The following is a 16,629-nucleotide window of genomic DNA, read 5'->3' on the forward strand; positions in this document are numbered from 1 at the left end:
GTGTTGTCTACAAACGGCTGAACATCAGCTTGGAGCCGATGATCGTGGCGAGGGGACGTCCAGTGACCTGCCAGCCGCCGAAGGGGGTGTTACGAGCCTTGGAGTGGAACTGCTCGGGATCCACGGTCCATTCCTCGGCGGTGTCAAGAACCACGAGGTCGACCGCATCGGCATCGTCCACATGACTGAAATCAAGCAGCCGGTTGACGCCTTCACGCTGCGAAGCCCCGGATTCGGCGGCGTCGGCCACCTGCTCCCCCGCAATCACACCATCCGGGTCTTCACCGGTAGGCGCGGGTTCCGCATAGTCTTCGACCAGCGCAGCCACATCGGTCGGTGCATGGCCCATGAGTTCGGCCGGCCCCACGGACATGAGCTCAATCAAACGCTCATCAGAGATGAAGCCGCCGTCCACCAACACCTTGTGGCACACGCCGTACGCGCATTCAAGGCCGATGATGCCATTGGGCGCTTCAAGGAATCCGAGTTCCTTCTCTTCCAATGTATGCGGCGCATGATCGGTGGCCAGCAGGTCAACCGTGCCGTCCGCGATGGCCGCGATGGTGGCCTTGCGATCCGCTTCAGAGCGCAGCGGCGGGTTCATCTTGGCCAACGTGCCGTACTTGAGCAACGCCTCATCGCTCAATGCCAGATAATGCGGCGCGGTTTCGCAAGTGATCGGCAGTCCTTCAGCCTTGGCCTTACGAATAGCTTCAAACGAAATCGCGGTGCTCACATGCTGGAAGTGCACGTGGACACCGGTGCGGCGGGCCGCTTCGATGTCGCGAGCCACGATCTTGAGTTCGGTGTCTTCCGGAATGCCGGGTACGCCAAGTTCGCGGGAAACCGGTCCCTCGTTGACGGCACCCGTATCGTGATGCTCGCAATGTTCAATCAGATACAGATCGGAAGTCTTGACGTTCTCCAGCACCTGATCCAGAATCTTCGGGGTCACGGCAGAACCGTCATCGCTTACTGCGGTGACAGGGTGGGCCAGCATGGCGGGTGTCTTGGCGTCGTCCTCAAAGCCGGGCACATACTTCAGCCAATCGGCAACATCGCTTGCCTCGTGACCGGCACGATCCTTGGACGCGCACACGCACAGGTCGTAACGGACCGGCAACTTCACATTATGCGCGGCATCGTACTGCTGCAGGAAGTCGATGACGTTGTCGAAGCCGGCGTCCAGAACTTCCTTCGCGCCGGGAGCGGAAGCATCAGTAACGGTCTGGCCGTCCAATGCCGGCAACGTGTTCGGCATGATGAGTACGTTCGTGTATCCGCCGGACGCCGAAGCACGGCAACCGGAGACCATCGATTCCTTGTATGTCTGGCCGGGGTCGCGGAAGTGGACGTGTGGATCCTCGAATCCGGGAGCCAAGGTCAGACCGGTGGCATCGATGTCGGCGCCATCAACCACGGAGGAAGTGTCGGCGAAGTAGGCAGCAGCGGTCCCGGGCACCACGAGGTCAATGATCTCGCCGGTGTTCCAGACCTTGATGTTGCGTAGGGTTATGCTCACAGTTTGGCTTCCTCGTCGCAGTAGTCGCAGCGGTATTCGAGTCGTTCGGAGTGCACGAGGTGGAACATCTGCTTGATGCCAGGCTCGGTGGTGGTCACGCAGCGCGGGTTCACACAGGAGATTACTCCCACGATATGTTCGGGCAGGTTCGGCTGTTTCTTTTCGACGATCTTGCCACCGCGCACCACATCCACGGTGGCCTGACGGGCCACGAAGCCGAGCACGTCGAGGTCGATGTCTTTGTCATCTTCGATTTTGATGATGTCCTTGGAACCGTAGCGCTTGGAGTCGGCGTTCATGATGAGTGCCAGCTTGGTTTTGGATGGGTCGATCTTCAGATAGTCGAGAACCTTGAGCGAGGTGCCAGCCGGCACGTGATCGATGATGATACCGTTCTGGATGCTGGTGACTTCCATCAGGCCTGAACCTCCTTGGGGTTGAGCGGTTCGTATCCGGGCAGTTCGTCGCCCACCACGGTGCTTTCGAGGGCCATGCGCACGAGCATGCCGTTCTTGACCTGCTCGAAGTAGGCGGCACGCGGATCATCGTCCACGTCCACGGCGATTTCGTTGACGCGCGGCAACGGGTGAAGCACAGCCATGGACGGCTTGGCGAGCTGCAGCTTCTCTTCGTCGAGAATGTAGGTATCGCGCAGACGCAGGTAGTCGTCTTCGTTGAAGAAGCGTTCCTTTTGCACGCGGGTCATGTACAGCACGTCGAGGTCGCCCATCACGGAGGCCAGGTCACGCACTTCCACATAGGAACAGCTTGGCGTAGCGTTGATGCGGTCGATCACATACTGCGGAGTCTTGAGCTCGTCCGGGCTGATGAGCACGAAGCGCACGTTACCGAAGCGGCACAGGGTCTCAATCAGGGAGTGCACGGTACGGCCGAAGGTCAGGTCGCCGCACAGACCCACGGTCAGGTCGGTGATGCGGCCAAAGCGCGACTGTAGCGTGGCCAGGTCGGCCAGCGTCTGGGTGGGGTGCATATGACCGCCGTCGCCGGCGTTGATCACCGGCACGGAGGCGGCGCGGGAGGCCACCAAAGCGGCGCCTTCCTTCGGATGGCGGATGGCCACCACGTCCACATAGTTGGACACGGTCTTCAAGGTGTCGGCAATGGACTCACCCTTGGTCACAGAGGCCAGCTGCGCGCCGGCGAAGCCGATGACCTTGCCGCCGAGACGCAGCATTGCGGTCTCGAAGCTCAAACGGGTGCGGGTGGAGGGCTCATAGAACAATGTGGCGAGCACGCGTCCGTCACAAGTGTGAGCCACTTCCTTACGATGGCCGTCAATATATGCGGCCTTATGCAAAATATCGAGGATCTGGTTTGTTGACAGGCCGTCCAGCGTCACAACGCTTTTGCCGACCATGGGTGTTTCTTCAGACAAGGCTCACCTTTTCGCTCGTGGTTTCAGGTGGCCACTCTTGTGTGACCTAATTTAACTTACGCCATTTTTCGGACAGCCGCGTTCACGGAGTGTTCACCCTTGGGAACAATGAATTACTGAATTTGCGTGGTGAAGCATGCAGAAAAAACTATTCATTAGGTCGATTTGCCGTTCATTAGGTCAGTGTTTCACTTCATACGGTGTTGGAATGGCGCCATTCCAACACCGCTCTACAGAAGTAACCGACCTAATGAACGGCAAATCGACCTAATGAATGTGAAGCTTGTGGCGTTCACCGCTGTGCAAGGCGTCGATTATGCTCCAATCGCGGTGCCAGCACATGCATACGCGTACCGCCGCTCTGGGAATCTTCGTCAACCTGACCGTAGAACAGCCTCTGGCAGACGTCACGGCACTTGCGCATCACGGCCAAAAGGTCGTTCTCGAAATGCTGGCCGCGGTGGGCGCCGTAGCCGAGGTAGACGGCGATGCCGCCCAGCGAATAGATGTCATCAGGCAGAATATCGGCCTGGTTGGCGCGCCCGCTCCACAGATAGTTGCCGTTGCGGGCCGCGGTGCACAACGTCCATGCCTTGCGCAGCTGAATCGCGTCGATAGCGCTGATGAGCTTCTTGGCTTCCAGCACGTCCAATGCCTCCAACGTGCCGTTGACGCGCAGATCTTTGATATCGCTGGCGTGCTGGAGCTGCATGAGCTGCACGGTCCATTCCACGTCAGACAAGCCGCCCTTGCCGAGCTTCAGATGACGTTCTCGACGCACGCCGCGCGGCAGACGCTCGGCCTCCATACGGGCCTTGAGCTTGCGGATGTTCTGCAATTCGGCCTCGGTCAGCTCCGTGGTCGGGTAGCGCAGCGGGTCGGCGATGTTGATCAGGAAGTCTCGCGCCAGTTCGGCGTCGCCGGCCGCGTACCGGGCGCGCAGCAGTGCCTGGCGCTCCCAGGTCGAGGCCCAGGATTCGTAGTATTCCTCGCAGGAGGCGTAGGAGCGCACGAGCGGACCGTTCTTGCCTTCCGGGCGCAGGTCCAGGTCGAGTTCGATCTTGGGCTCCAGCGTCGTCGGGCCTTGCAGAATGTTGCGCAGGTCTTCCACGACCTTTTTGGCGAAAGCGTTGGCTTGGCCGTCGTCGGCGTCGTCTGCCGGACGGTAGATGAGGATGGCATCCGCATCGGAGCTGAAGTTCACTTCGCGCCCGCCGTAACGGCCCATGGCGATGACGGTGATGCCGGCCGGCGCGGTTTCGACGCCGAACGCGGCGATCTGGTGGCGCACGGCCCAGGTCAGGGAGGCGTCGATGATCGCGTCGTACACGTCGGTCATGGCTTTGAGGCTGTCGGAATCGCTGATTACGCCGCTCATCCAGGACAGGCCGATGCGTTCGATTTCGTGGCGGCGCATGGCGCGCATGGAGGTGGCGAACTCGTTGATGTTCGAGCCGAAGCGTTCCAGCGCCGAACCGGTCTGCACGTCCAAGGCCTCGCGCGTGCGGGCCTGCAGATTGTCGTTGTCGCCAAGCCAACTGATCGATTCGACCGACTTGTTGAGTGCGTCGCCCAGGAATCGCGAGTTGGACAGGATGTGGCACAGGCGCTGGGCGGCGGAGGTGGAGTCGCGCAGGAAGCCGAGATAGCCGGATTCGGTGCCGAAGTTCTCCTCCAGTTTGCGCCAGTTGAGCAGGCCCATGTCCGGGTTCTGGCCCTCGCCCAACCACTGCAAGACGGCGGGCAGGATGATGCGGTTGATTTTGGCCGCGCGCCCCACGCCGGCGGTGAGCGCCTGCACGTGGCGGATGGCGGCGTCCGGGTCGCCGAAGCCGATGGATTCGAATCGCTCCTGTGCTGCCTCGACGCTCAGGACGATTTGGTCGTTCTCCATCTGGGCGTTGACCGGCAGCATCGGGCGATAGTAGATGTCGAGGTGCAAGTGGCGCACTTCGCGGCGGGTGTCGTCATACTTGTCGACGAGTTCTTCCGGGTGCAGGCCGAATGCGCGGGCGAGTCGGCGCAGCTCCTGGTTCTGGTTGAACTCGTCCACGTCGATGTCGCGCTTCTTTTCGAGGCCTCCGACCGAGGCCCGGCCGAGGTCCGGGAACAGGTGCGTGCGCTTCAGGGACCAGATCTGCTGGCGATGTTCCATCACGCGCTCGAAGCGGTAGTCCTGGGACATGCGCACGGCCTGTTTGCGCGATACATAGCCGCCTTCGGACAGGCGCTGCAGCGAGTCGAGCGTGTTGCTGGTGCGCAGCGATTCGTCGGTGCGGCCGTGTACGAGCTGGAGCATCTGCACGGTGAATTCCACATCGCGCAAACCGCCGCGGCCGAGCTTAATCTCGCGGTCCTTCAGGGGTGCGGGAATCAAATCCTCCACGCGCTTGCGCATTTTCTGGCAGTCGTAGACGAAGTTCTTGCGCTTGGACGCGCTCCACACGAACGGCCGGGTCATGTCCATGTAGGCCTGGCCGAGGTCGGGGTCGCCGGCCACCGGGCGGGCCTTGAGCAGCGCTTGGAACTCCCAGTTCTCGGCCCACTGCTCGTAATAGTTCTTGTGCGAGGAGAGCACGCGCACCAGCGCGCCGTCCTTGCCTTCCGGGCGCAGGCCGCCGTCGATCTGCCACAGCGGCTGCTCGGCCACGCCCATGATGGCGGACTGGCAGATGCGCTGCAGCATGGTGCCCATCTTGGTGCCCACGCGAATCAGCGTCTGATGGTCCACGTCCTTGTCGACCGGTTCGACCACGTAGATGAGGTCCACGTCGGAAACGTAGTTCAGTTCCTGTGCGCCGAGTTTGCCCATGCCGATGATGGTGAAGCGCACATGCTCGCTGCCCTCGGTTTCGTGACGGGCGATGGCCAGCGCGCCTTCGAGCGCCGCGTCCGCGAGGTCGGACAGTTCGCGGCTGATGGTCGGTTGGATGGAGGTCGGGTCGTCCGCCACGGCATCCTGGGCGATGATGGCGGCCAGTTGGTTCCGGTAGCTGGAACGCAAGGCCGTGGCCGCTTCGGCCAGATCCTTGGAGGCGACGGGCATGGCCGGTTCGTCCGGGTCCGCGCCGACCGCCTTGAGCAGACGTGCACGGCGTTGCGTGTGATTGAACAGATGGCTGTTGCAGTTGTCGACTGCTGCGGCCTCCACAAGCTGCGGCTTGAAGCGCATGAACTTGCCCATCGCGTCGGAAACGCCGAGCACCGTGACCAGACGCTTCAGGGCGTTGTTGTCGGGGATGACGTGTTTCAGATCGCGCTGGCTGGATTGCATCGCGTTGACGATATCCACGAAATTGCTCAATGCCACATCGGGGTCGCAGGCGTGGGCCAGCACGCTCAGCAGTTCGGCGCATCGCTCATCGGGAATGTCGTCCGCCTTGAGCTGGTCGAACAAGGTGCGGGCCTTGTCGAGGTCTTGCAGACCTGCCCTGATGAGGTCCATGGAGCTGGGTTTGAACATCGACGATTCCATAAGATTCCACTATATACGCTCATGCCCTTCCGAATGGGGCATGAGCCGGGAAGGAGTCATCGAGCGACGCTGATGAGCTCCGAGGAATCCATATCGTAATCGGCCATGGCGTAGGAACGGATGGCGGGGTCATCATAGGTGTTCATGTAATAGGTGTTGGTCTTGGACGAATATCCGCTGGTGAACAGCGTGCGTTCGAACTGGCCGTTGCCCATCTTCGCCATGCCGTCCACCATCTGCACGGAGCCGAGGGTGTGGAACAGACGCGACACATTGGCGGCTTCATCGTTCTGCTGCGGGTAATGCGCGTTGGTGTAGGCCACACGAACGAAGCGCGACGGGGAGCTCACGTCGCCCGGGATGCCATGCATGCCCACACCCGCACCCCAGGCGGTCAAGGAGGCCTTGCCCCATGAAGTCGGTTCAGCCATCTCGTTGCTGACGCACATGTAGTTGCGCAGATTTTCCATATGGAAGTCGAACGTCGGCTGATTGGTCAGCACATCGACGTCATCATGATGCACGTGCATGCCATCGGCCATCTGCTCGACGACGATGCTGCGCTTGCCGTCGCCGATGAACCAGTGCAGCAGAGACTCCTGCTGTCCCGGCACGATCTGGGAGACGAGCGTCACGTTCCTGAGCGCCTCCTCGACCTCGTCGACGGAGTCGAAATTGCGTGCCACCCACAGCGGAAATTCGAACGTGGCGACGTTTTCCGTGCCTTCGACCGGTTCGTGGACGAACGAGGCGTAGCCGGGGAAATTCAAGCCGGCGATGGCCAGACCATGTTCATTGGCGCAGTCGAAATACATCGGCCTATCGGCCATGACCACGCCCACGCCGATCACCGCGTTCGGCTTCGCCTTGCCGCCCGCACCGAACACCGTGTCATAGTGGTAGCCGCGCGGAGTGACCAGGATGGTCTCCCCATATGAGAAACTCCAGTCGAGATTACGGCCGAAATAGGTGTTGCCCTCATCATCGGAGAAACGGACACCAGTGCACATAACGGACTTCCTTCCATCGCTTTGGTTGGCTTGCACGTTCATGATACCCATCGGCCGCTGGGGGAACTCTGGGTTTCGCCAGCGGATTAACGTCGCGGCGCGACGCATTGAGATGCGCCGCGCCGCGATATGCGTCAACCTTGCGTACCGAGGAACAACGGTTCCGTATTGCGCCAGATACGGCGCGTGGTGGCGGGGTGGTTCATCGAATACAGGTGGACGCCGTCCACGCCGTGGGCCACGAGGTCGGCGATCTGCTCGGAAGCGTAGAGGATGCCGGCGGTACGCAGGGACTGGATGTCGTCCTCCCACTTGTTCAGCAGGGTGTTGAGCTTGTCCGGGATGCGCGAGGCGTTGCGCTCGGCCATGCGACGCACGGACTTGGCGCCACGCACCGGCATGATGCCCGCCTCGATCGGCACGGTGATGCCGGCGACGCGCGCCTTGTCGAGGAAACGGTAGAAGTCCTCATTGTCGTAGAACAATTGGGAAATCAGATGGGTGGCTCCGGCATCGACCTTAATCTTGAGGTTCTCGATATCCTGGTCGATGGTGTCGGCCTGGTAATGGCCTTCTGGGTAGCAGGCGCCGAACACCTTGAGATCCGGCTTCACGGAGCGGATGTAGGATACGAGGTCGCTGGCGTGGTTGAATTCGCCGACCGCCTGCTCACCGTCGATGTAATCGCCGCGCAGGGCGAGCACGGCGCTCACGCCGGCTTCTTCGAACATGTCAAGCGCTTCGTCGATCTTGGCCTTGTCGGAGTACAGAGCGGTGAGGTGGGCGACTGCTGGTATGCCGTATTCCTTGCTGATCGTATGGGCGATGCGTGCGGTGGCGGTGCGGTCGGAGTGGGTGCCATGGCCGTAGGTCACGGAAATGAAGTCGGGGTTCAGGCCCTCGAGCCCGTCGAGGGTGTCGTAGATGGTGCCGACCGGCGCGTTGCGCTTGGGCGGGAATACCTCGAGAGTGAACATCGGGGAATGCATATTGAGTTCCTTACTACACGTATGAAGTTGCCCCCGCTGGCGGGGCTGTCCGGCGGATGCCGGACTGGGGGTGGTTGGAATTGCGTCATTACCACCTCCAGTCGCCTGTGGCGACAGCCCCCGCCAGCGGGGGCCTCATAAGGTCCTACTTCTCGAGCTTGGCGCGCACGGCCTTGGCGGCGGCGACCAGATGTTCAAGGCTCGGCCAGGTTTCGGCGTTGCCACGGGTCTTCAGACCGCAGTCGGGGTTGATCCACACCTTCCTGACATCCATCTTGTCAAGGATCTCGTAGACACGATCCTCGATCTCCTTCTCGGAAGGAATACGCGGGGAGTGGATGTCGTAGACGCCCGGGCCGGCCTCGGTCTCAAAGTGCGCGTCGTGAATGGCGTCGAGCACCACCAGATCGCCACGGGAGGCTTCGAAGGAGATCACGTCGGCATCCATCGCGTCGATGTCGCGGATGATGTCGTTGAACTCGGAGTAGCACATGTGGGTGTGGATCTGGGTGGTCGGCTTGACGGCGGAGTGCACCAGACGGAAGGCCGGAACGGCCCAGTCGAGGTACTTGACGTGCCAGTCGGACTTGCGCAGCGGCAGCTTCTCACGCAGGGCGGCCTCATCGATCTGGATGACCTTGATGCCGGCGGCCTCGAGATCGAGCACTTCGTCGCGGATGGCGAGGGCGAGCTGCTTGGTCTGCTCCTCGTGGGTGATGTCCTCGCGCGGCCAGGACCAGTTGAGGATGGTCACCGGGCCGGTGAGCATGCCCTTCATTACATGGTCGGTCTTGGACTGGGCGTACGCGGACCATTCCACGGTGATCGGGTTGGCGCGGGACACGTCACCCCAGACGATCGGGGGCTTGACGCAACGGGTGCCGTAGGACTGAACCCAAGCGTTCTTGGTGAACAGGAAGCCGTTGAGGTTCTGGCCGAAATATTCGACCATGTCGTTACGCTCGAACTCGCCGTGGACCAGCACGTCGAGGCCGATATCCTCCTGCTTCTTGATGACGGTGTCGATCTGGGCCTTGATGAACTCGTCGTAGGCTTCCTTGGTGACCTCGCCCTTGCGCAGCTTGGCGCGCTCGGCGCGAATCTCCTTGGTCTGGGGGAAGGAGCCGATGGTGGTGGTCGGCAGCAGCGGCAGGCCGAGGGCCTCGCGCTGCAGGGCCTGACGCTCCTCGCGGGCAGGCTGACGCACGTAGTCGGCGTCGGACAGCTTGCCGATGCGCTCGGCGACGGCCGGGTCGGCGGCCACGCGGGTGCCGTCGAACAGAGCCTGGTTGGCGGCGAGGGCGGCGGAGACTTTCTTCTCGTCCTCGGTGGCGTCGGCCAGGGCGGCGACTTCCTTGAGCTCGTCGAGCTTCTGGACGGCGAACGCGAAGTGCTTGAGGTCTTCGGCCGGGATGCCGGTCTCGCCTTCGGTGCTGAACGGCACGTGCAGCAGGGAGGATGCGGTGGAGACGGCCACGTTGGCGGTGACCTGCTTCAGGGCGTCGACCAGGCCGAGGGAGGTGGCGTAGTTGTTGCGCCAGATGTTGCGGCCGTTGATCACGCCGGCGAAGATGGTGGTGTTGGAGGCCACGCCGTACTTGGCGACGGCTTCGAGGTTCTCCTCGCGGCCTTCGTTGAGGTCCAGGCCGATGCCGTCGAAGCCGAGCAGGTTGACGGTCTCGTACACGTCGGCGATGTGGCCGAAGTAGGTGTTGAGCAGCACCTTGACGTTGCCCTTGGCGGACAGGATCTTGGTGTACAGGGTCTTGAAGAGTTCAACATCGCCCGGCTCCTTGTCGAGCACGAGGTACGGCTCATCAAGCTGGACCCATGCGGCACCGAGTTCGTTGAATTTGGCGAGCACTTCGACGTAGACGGCGGCCACGGCGTTGACCAGGCCCTTGTCGAGCTCGAGTTCGGTGGCTTCCGGGGTGCGGGCGAGCTTGAGGAACGTGTACGGGCCGATGAACACGGGCTTGGTGTCGATGCCCAGCGCCTTGGCCTCGTTGAACTCGTCGAACGGCTTGGTGGAGTTGAGCTTGATCTCCGCGGCCGACTCGACTTCGGGCACCAGATAGTGGTAGTTGGTGGTGAACCACTTCTTCATCGGCAGTGCGGTCACGTCGCCCTTGTCGCCCTGGTAGCCGCGGGCCATGGCGAAGAGCGTGTCCTCCTGGTTATCGAAGGCGAGACGCTCGTAACGCTTCGGAATCACGTTGAGGAGGATGGCGGTGTCCAGCATCTGATCGTAGTAGCTGAAGTCGTTGCTGGGAATGAGGTCGATGCCGGCGGCCTGCTGCAGCTTCCAGTGCTTGGCGCGCAGTTCGGCGGCGGTGGCCTTGACGATGGCCAGGTCGTTGGCGCCCTTCCAGTAGCCTTCGATGATCTTCTTCAGTTCGCGGTTCTGCCCGATGCGGGGAAAGCCGGAGACGGAAGTCAGAGTGGACATGAATCCTCCAATGTAAGCGTTCGTAACCCGACTTAGGGTAGCAAAACGCCCGGATTCACAGCTTATAAATGATCGTAGAGTGTCGTTATAGATGGAACTTATAGCATCATGTACTGGCCTCGCGTCATCGCGTAAAGCCGAGACTACACCTCATGCCGGAAAACACGAACGGTCCGCCAGATTGCTGGCGGACTTGCCTCATCATCACCGGTGGCACCGGACCATGGAAACCAGCCGACGCGATGGAATCAGTCGAAGTCCTTCGCATTGATGACGGCGAGCAGTTCGCCACTGTGCACCTGCCATTCATCGAACGGCTTATCTGAGCCCATAATCACGATGGAGGACGGCGAAAGACCCAGATTCAGCAGATCAAGACGTTCCGAATCGGAGTCGGCAGAGGCGAGCCATTGCGCGCTGATGGACACGGTAGGCTCATGGCCGACGATCATGAACACATGGGTCTTGTCCTTGACGTGGGCGAGTTCGTCGAACACGGCCTGCACTCCCCCGTCATACAGGCTGATGCGATAATCGACGATCGGCTTGTCACCGAACGTCTTGAGCATGCGATCCAGCGTCTGCCGGGTGCGGGTGGCGGACGAGCAGGAAATCCGGTCGGGCACCAATCCCAGCGCTTCGACACCCTTGCCCACGGCTTTGGCCTGTTTGAGGCCTTTCTCGGTGAGCTCACGCTCGACATCGCCCTTGCCTCCGAACGGCTCAGCCTTGGCATGCCTCATGATGATGAGGACATGGTCATATTCCTTGGCTGCCTTGGCGACCTTGTTCAGCTTGATGCCCATCCGTGGCTCCCTTCACGAACCGCTGCTCGGCCCTGTATTGCTTCCAGTATAGGGCCGTCGAAACGGCCGGCGACCCATCATTCGGCGCTTATTCGTCGGTGTCGGCGAGCTGGCCGACCTGGCGGTCGAGATCGCGCAGCACCTTACGTAGTTTGTGATCGGAGATATCACGCAGTTCCAGCTCTTCGATCTGGGCTTCGCGCTGCTCTTCGGTGAGGGAGTCGATGTCGGTGGACGTGTCCTTGGTCACGCGGTCGCGTTTGCGCAGTGCCTCGAAGCCGGGGGCCATGGCGCGCGAAATGACAAGGAAACCAGTGTGCCCGATCATCTGGTGGTCGGGGCGTACGGCGAGGCCTTGGGCCTTCCATGTGCGTTCGAGGGTTTCCTGGATCTGCGGTTCGGTCCAGCAGCCGGCCGTGCGCAGGGCTTCGGCCAGTCGGTTCATCTGCGTGGTGGTGGTTACGTAGCTGACCAGCACGCCGCCGGGGGCGATCACGCGATAGGCCTGTTCGAGCCTGTTCCACGGATCGAGCATGTCGAGCATAATACGGTCGAACCAATGTTCGGGCAGTTCGGCGGCCACGGAATCGAAGTCGCCGGTTTTGAGGTCCCACCATTGCGGATGCTCGCCATAGTACAGCGTGGCATTGGCCTGGGCCACCTTGGCGAATTCGGGGCGCAGCTCGATGGTGGTCAGGTGGCCATCCTGTCCTACGGCGTCCAGCAGGTTGACGCTCATCGCCCCCGAGCCGGCGCCGGATTCCAGCACGCGCATGCCGGAGCGAATGTCGCCAAGCTGGATGACCTGGGCGATGTCTTTCGGATACATGATCTGCGCGCCACGCGGCATGGAGAGCACGTAGTCGGCCAGACGTGGGCGCATCACCGCATACTCCCAGCCGCCGATAGCGCGCGAGGACTTCCACGGCTTGTTCCTGTCCTTTTCGGGGTAGACCTGATTGACCTGCGCCTCTCGTTTGGCGTGTACGGTGAGGATGACCGTGCCTTCGATCCTGCCGATCACATCATCGTGCAGAATCAAGCCATGCTCGGTTTGTGTGGAGCCGCCGGCAACCAGCTGATCGGTGATCTTCTTACCCTTGCGGTCGGTGAACTGCACCTTCTCGCCTGCGGTCAGCGCCCCGCGCCTCGGCCCCATGATTGCTCCTTGCGTGTTCTTGGTCGGTCAAACGATACAAGTCTAATGCATGTAAGCTCGTTGAGTGAGGTGATGACGATGCGACTGCAGATGACGAGCCGAATCAATGCCGGCGGCGACGACCCGATTTTCTTGATGTTTCACGGGTATGGCAACGATGAGAGCGAAATGGTACGGATTCTCGACGCTGTATATGCGCCGGCACGGTTCCATACGGATTTATCACTTTCGTCCGCTCCCGTTGGTTCCTCTGATTTCGCTGATTCCGACTACTCAGTCAATCACGCTGAATCCGCACATGGTGAGACCGGGCCGAGTTACATCTCATTCCGCGCCACCTATCCAAGGCCTTACATGGGCGGCAATTACTGGTATCCGGACGGCTGCGGCGTGGAGGAACGGCAACGGGAATGCGCGGCGGTCGGCGAAGCGGTGACCTCGTTGCTGGACGCCTCAGCGTTTGCAAATCGTAAGAAGATTCTTATCGGGTTCTCCCAAGGCGGCTACCTGTCGTACCGTCTGGTCAAGGCGTATCCGACCGTGTTCGATTCGGCGATTCTGCTCAGCCCTTCGTTCATGGGCGAGGAGCAGGCGGCGCTTGACTCCCTTACCCGATTTTTTCTGGCCTATGGCGCGTATGACCGCACAATCCCCGCGCCCGACCAGCAGACGGCCCATCAGGTCCTTGAACGGGCCGGGCTTCTGACCTATCGAGAGTATCCCGACATGGCTCACGCCATTTGCGACGAGGAAATTGCTGATATTCGTGATTTTCTGCGCGCAATATGATGTCGGCATAGCCCGATATTGGATATCTCCGTTCAAAGGGGTACCGAGCCAAGTGGAAGCAGCTCAGAGACGGCGGAATGGCGTTGGTGTCTGACCGATTATACTCATGGTTTCGCGAACAAAGTACCTCTTCGAAGGCAGTTACCATTCTGCAAAGCGCCGAATGTACCTCTCTGAACCGAGTTACCGGCGTTTTAATTTGCAACACACGTTTCGAGGGGCTGATCTGAACCGTTCCGGAGGTCTACTTCCGTTTCAAGGGGCTGGTCATCCTCCGGACGAAGCATAATAACATCCTCATGCCCACGTCATTCCGCCGTTTTTGCCCTCCATCTACTTGGGCATCAGCCCCTTGAAACGGAGATAGACCTCCGGAAAGCACGCAATCAGCCCCTTGAAGCTGGAGTAGCCCATTGGCTGCACCCATCTCGAGCCCATCCATCTCGAAACAGTCCCGCAACAGGGTCAATTCCCCTGCCGACTGATGCCGTCCTTATGTCCGGTGGCTTTGAATGGTGTGGCGCGAGATACGGTATTCGCCGCTGCCTGTCGGGACTTGCCCTTAGCCGCAACGATTTTGGATTCGAGGAATTTCCCTGTTTCCGTCTTATCGCTGGAGCCGTGTTGACTGCCCTCTCCGACATTGATGCCTTTGGCACGCAGGGCACGCGCCCACCGCTCATCCATCGTGTTCCTCACACATCCCATTCCGGCTTCCATGTGTACTGCATGTCGTAGGCACTCGACCAGAACATGTATTCGTTCTGCACGCCGGTCACGAAGACGTCCACGAGTTCGTCCTTGCGTTCTGCGCTCAGGTGTTCGGTCAACTGCTCGATATGTTCGATCAGCCATGCGGAGCTGCTCCAGAACTCCTCGGTTTTGTACATGTCCACCCAGCTCTTGTACGGGTTGGAATCAAGCGTGTCCGTGAATTCGGCGGCGAGACGCTGCCCGTAGTCGGCGTACACCCATGCGCAGGGCAGCACGGCCACGAGAACATCGACTAAAGGATTGCCATATGCGATCGAAAGGATGTTCGATGTGTAGGCGCGGGCGAACGCGGACTGACGAACCGAGTTCATTTCCTGCTCGCTGATGCCGTAGCTTGCCATGTATTTGCGGTGCATCGCGGACTCCACATTGAAGATACCGTTCTGCACGTCGGCCATGAACCGCATGACTTCGGGATCCTGGGTTTTGGTGAGGGCCAGAGCGTGGACCTTGGCGTAGTCGTTTAGGTAACGGTAGTCCTGCAGCAGATAGAATGCGAAGCGCTCGCGATCGAGCGTCCCGTTGCCCAGCTCGCGCAGGAACGGCTGCCGGTATCCCTCCTCCCAGACCAAGTTGGCGGCCTCGCGCAGTCGTTGCGCGAACGGCGGCAGATGGTCCAAGGTGATCGGGCCGAACGCGGTGGCGTCAAAAGTCATCATTTGCTCCCTCCGATGGTGTTGGCCAACAGGCTCCAAGGGTCAGGCCTTATGCCTTTTCTCAACCCGCATGTCGGCGATTGATTCGGTCTCGGCACGAATGGCCCCGTACCGGCTCGGCTGGTATCGGCTTGGTTCACGGGTTCCCCTGCAATGCGCCTTATTATGGCAACACGAACAGACACGGGCTGATGGCCATCCTTGCGACTCCTCACATGGCGCTTATGGACTTAGGATGGAGTCATTCGTAATGTCCTTGCACCGGTTGCGGCAAGGACAGCACCGCAGGAGGACCGTCAATGAAGTATTTCACCACCGATACGCATTTCGGGCATCCGCTGGTCACCGTGCTACGAGGTTTTACGACATTCGATCCAACGCGCTCAAGCTATGAGGAAATACTGCGCGCGCATGGTCGCAAAGCCGCTGAGGATTGGGCCAAGGAGACGACGCTGGACTCGGGGCCGACGTTCCGCACGGCAGCCGATACGGATGCTCACGACAAAGCGATCGTGGACAATATCAATGCGATGGTCGGGCCGGACGATGAGTTGTGGATTCTGGGCGACATCGGTTTTCGCACGTCACTGACGCATTTGAAGAACTGTCTACGCGCGCTCAATTGCAAGCATTTGCATGGTGTGATCGGCAATCACGATGATTGGTGGCTTGAAGATCGGCCCGCACTCAACCTGTTCGAGAGCCTTGAGCCGAACGATACGGTCGAAATCGAGGGACTTGGCATAGTGAATCTGTCCCACTTCCCATATCGGGAGGATTTGTCGTACAGCTGGCCCGACGATGTGGCAAAGTTCAGCGGTAAGGCCCTGCCGTTTGACGGTCGCAAGCTGCTGTATGGTCACACGCATCAGCTTTCGCCCGATGGGGCCCGTCCGGAGGCTCTGAACGTCGGATTGGATGCATGGGACTTGATGCCGGTGAGCGAGGCGCAGGTTATCGATTGGTTCCGCGAACATGACGATGGCAGCGCATCGGCTAGCCCGACAGGTCAAGCACCGTCGCTTGATATGCCGTCGTTCTAAAGAATAAAGGGATAGCAGTCATGCCACTGCGAATTGTGCATCAGGACATCACCACCATGCAGGTGGATGCGATTGTTAACGCGGCGAACACGCGGTTATTGATGGGCGGCGGCGTGTGCGGCGCGATTTTCCGTGCGGCGGGAGCTCGGGATATGCAGGAGGCCTGTGACCGACTTTCCCCTATTCTCACCGGTTGCGCGGTAGCGACACCAGGCTTCGCATTGTCCGCCCGATACGTGATTCACACCGCCGGCCCGATTTGGCAGGGCGGTGATGCCGGTGAGGAACAACTGCTGCGCGCCTGTTATCGCAATTCGATGGAGCTTGCTGTGTCGCTCGGCTGCGGAAGCATCGCATTCCCGCTGATTTCCGCCGGGATTTACGGCTATCCGCGGGATGCAGCGCTCGCGGTAGCTAGGGATGAGATACACGCGTTTCTCGCCACCAACAATCGCAATCATTCAGGCGGACAGTCCGAGCAGGGCGTAGGAGACTCCGATTGTTCCGTATTTCTGGCGTTGTATCGGTAGTCGAGCGATCATCAGCGATCGGCCTCGTATC

14 protein-coding genes are annotated in these 16,629 nt (G+C 60.4%); 3 read left to right on the forward strand and 11 right to left on the reverse strand.

What is annotated here, in order from left to right; all coding sequences use genetic code 11:
- Positions 1-7: 7 nt before the first annotated feature.
- The 9 genes from NBH12_RS06160 to NBH12_RS06200 form a co-directional block, all read right to left on the reverse strand.
- On the reverse strand, positions 8-1,522 hold the full coding sequence (locus tag NBH12_RS06160) for a dihydroorotase (protein ID WP_003829315.1): 1,515 nt from the start codon (positions 1,520-1,522) through the stop codon (positions 8-10).
- Positions 1,519-1,938 carry an aspartate carbamoyltransferase regulatory subunit gene (locus NBH12_RS06165; RefSeq protein ID WP_003829314.1) on the reverse strand — a complete coding sequence of 140 codons (420 nt, stop codon included), beginning with the start codon at positions 1,936-1,938 and terminating at the stop codon, positions 1,519-1,521. The genes NBH12_RS06160 and NBH12_RS06165 overlap by 4 nt, the downstream gene beginning before the upstream one ends.
- Positions 1,938-2,900, reverse strand: coding sequence for an aspartate carbamoyltransferase (gene pyrB / locus NBH12_RS06170; protein WP_003829313.1), 963 nt, complete (start codon positions 2,898-2,900; stop codon positions 1,938-1,940). Before pyrB ends, NBH12_RS06165 begins: the two co-directional genes overlap by 1 nt.
- Before the next feature lie 310 nt (positions 2,901-3,210).
- Positions 3,211-6,393 (reverse strand): bifunctional [glutamine synthetase] adenylyltransferase/[glutamine synthetase]-adenylyl-L-tyrosine phosphorylase, encoded by a 3,183-nt coding sequence (locus tag NBH12_RS06175; protein ID WP_250819285.1) that lies wholly within the window; start codon positions 6,391-6,393, stop codon positions 3,211-3,213.
- A gap of 56 nt (positions 6,394-6,449) precedes the next feature.
- The gene (bsh, locus tag NBH12_RS06180; RefSeq protein WP_014483762.1) at positions 6,450-7,403 is read right to left on the reverse strand and encodes a choloylglycine hydrolase; all 954 of its coding nucleotides are present in this window, start codon (positions 7,401-7,403) and stop codon (positions 6,450-6,452) included.
- A 134-nt stretch (positions 7,404-7,537) separates the two neighbouring features.
- Entirely contained in the window at positions 7,538-8,392 is an 855-nt protein-coding gene (metF, locus tag NBH12_RS06185; protein ID WP_052828901.1) for a methylenetetrahydrofolate reductase [NAD(P)H], read from the reverse strand.
- A 145-nt stretch (positions 8,393-8,537) separates the two neighbouring features.
- The gene (gene metE / locus NBH12_RS06190) at positions 8,538-10,841 is read right to left on the reverse strand and encodes a 5-methyltetrahydropteroyltriglutamate--homocysteine S-methyltransferase (protein WP_003833305.1); all 2,304 of its coding nucleotides are present in this window, start codon (positions 10,839-10,841) and stop codon (positions 8,538-8,540) included.
- 248 nt (positions 10,842-11,089) lie between these two features.
- Entirely contained in the window at positions 11,090-11,647 is a 558-nt protein-coding gene (locus NBH12_RS06195; RefSeq protein WP_003833304.1) for a SixA phosphatase family protein, read from the reverse strand.
- A gap of 88 nt (positions 11,648-11,735) precedes the next feature.
- On the reverse strand, positions 11,736-12,806 hold the full coding sequence (locus tag NBH12_RS06200; RefSeq protein WP_052828900.1) for a tRNA (adenine-N1)-methyltransferase: 1,071 nt from the start codon (positions 12,804-12,806) through the stop codon (positions 11,736-11,738).
- A gap of 84 nt (positions 12,807-12,890) precedes the next feature.
- Between NBH12_RS06200 and NBH12_RS06205 the strand changes: the two genes are divergently transcribed.
- Positions 12,891-13,595, forward strand: a complete 705-nt coding sequence (locus NBH12_RS06205; RefSeq protein ID WP_032734810.1) for an alpha/beta hydrolase — start codon at positions 12,891-12,893, stop codon at positions 13,593-13,595.
- Between the two features lie 465 nt (positions 13,596-14,060).
- Here NBH12_RS06205 and NBH12_RS06210 read toward each other — a convergent pair whose 3' ends face one another.
- Both NBH12_RS06210 and tenA read right to left on the reverse strand, forming a co-directional pair.
- Entirely contained in the window at positions 14,061-14,282 is a 222-nt protein-coding gene (locus NBH12_RS06210) for a hypothetical protein (protein WP_014483767.1), read from the reverse strand.
- A gap of 8 nt (positions 14,283-14,290) precedes the next feature.
- Entirely contained in the window at positions 14,291-15,025 is a 735-nt protein-coding gene (gene tenA, locus NBH12_RS06215) for a thiaminase II (protein WP_164463578.1), read from the reverse strand.
- A gap of 299 nt (positions 15,026-15,324) precedes the next feature.
- Here tenA and NBH12_RS06220 point away from each other — a divergent pair, with 299 nt between their 5' ends.
- On the forward strand, positions 15,325-16,068 hold the full coding sequence (locus tag NBH12_RS06220) for a metallophosphoesterase family protein (RefSeq protein ID WP_014483769.1): 744 nt from the start codon (positions 15,325-15,327) through the stop codon (positions 16,066-16,068).
- A gap of 20 nt (positions 16,069-16,088) precedes the next feature.
- Positions 16,089-16,598, forward strand: a complete 510-nt coding sequence (locus NBH12_RS06225; protein ID WP_003829298.1) for a macro domain-containing protein — start codon at positions 16,089-16,091, stop codon at positions 16,596-16,598.
- Positions 16,599-16,629: the final 31 nt, after the last annotated feature.

This window comes from Bifidobacterium sp. M3-N-101 (assembly GCF_023656805.1).
Lineage (GTDB): Bacteria > Actinomycetota > Actinomycetes > Actinomycetales > Bifidobacteriaceae > Bifidobacterium > Bifidobacterium breve.

Bases quoted from the DNA above. Each gene is read 5' to 3' on its own strand.
- NBH12_RS06165 (WP_003829314.1), bottom strand. From the start codon at position 1,938: ATGGAAGTCACCAGCATCCAGAACGGTATCATCATCGATCACGTGCCG.
- pyrB (WP_003829313.1), bottom strand. From the start codon at position 2,900: ATGGTCGGCAAAAGCGTTGTGACGCTGGACGGCCTGTCAACAAACCAG.
- NBH12_RS06175 (WP_250819285.1), bottom strand. From the start codon at position 6,393: ATGGAATCGTCGATGTTCAAACCCAGCTCCATGGACCTCATCAGGGCA.
- bsh (WP_014483762.1), bottom strand. From the start codon at position 7,403: ATGTGCACTGGTGTCCGTTTCTCCGATGATGAGGGCAACACCTATTTC.
- metF (WP_052828901.1), bottom strand. From the start codon at position 8,392: ATGCATTCCCCGATGTTCACTCTCGAGGTATTCCCGCCCAAGCGCAAC.
- metE (WP_003833305.1), bottom strand. From the start codon at position 10,841: ATGTCCACTCTGACTTCCGTCTCCGGCTTTCCCCGCATCGGGCAGAAC.
- NBH12_RS06195 (WP_003833304.1), bottom strand. From the start codon at position 11,647: ATGGGCATCAAGCTGAACAAGGTCGCCAAGGCAGCCAAGGAATATGAC.
- NBH12_RS06200 (WP_052828900.1), bottom strand. From the start codon at position 12,806: ATGGGGCCGAGGCGCGGGGCGCTGACCGCAGGCGAGAAGGTGCAGTTC.
- NBH12_RS06210 (WP_014483767.1), bottom strand. From the start codon at position 14,282: ATGGATGAGCGGTGGGCGCGTGCCCTGCGTGCCAAAGGCATCAATGTC.
- tenA (WP_164463578.1), bottom strand. From the start codon at position 15,025: ATGACTTTTGACGCCACCGCGTTCGGCCCGATCACCTTGGACCATCTG.
- NBH12_RS06220 (WP_014483769.1), top strand. From the start codon at position 15,325: ATGAAGTATTTCACCACCGATACGCATTTCGGGCATCCGCTGGTCACC.
- NBH12_RS06225 (WP_003829298.1), top strand. From the start codon at position 16,089: ATGCCACTGCGAATTGTGCATCAGGACATCACCACCATGCAGGTGGAT.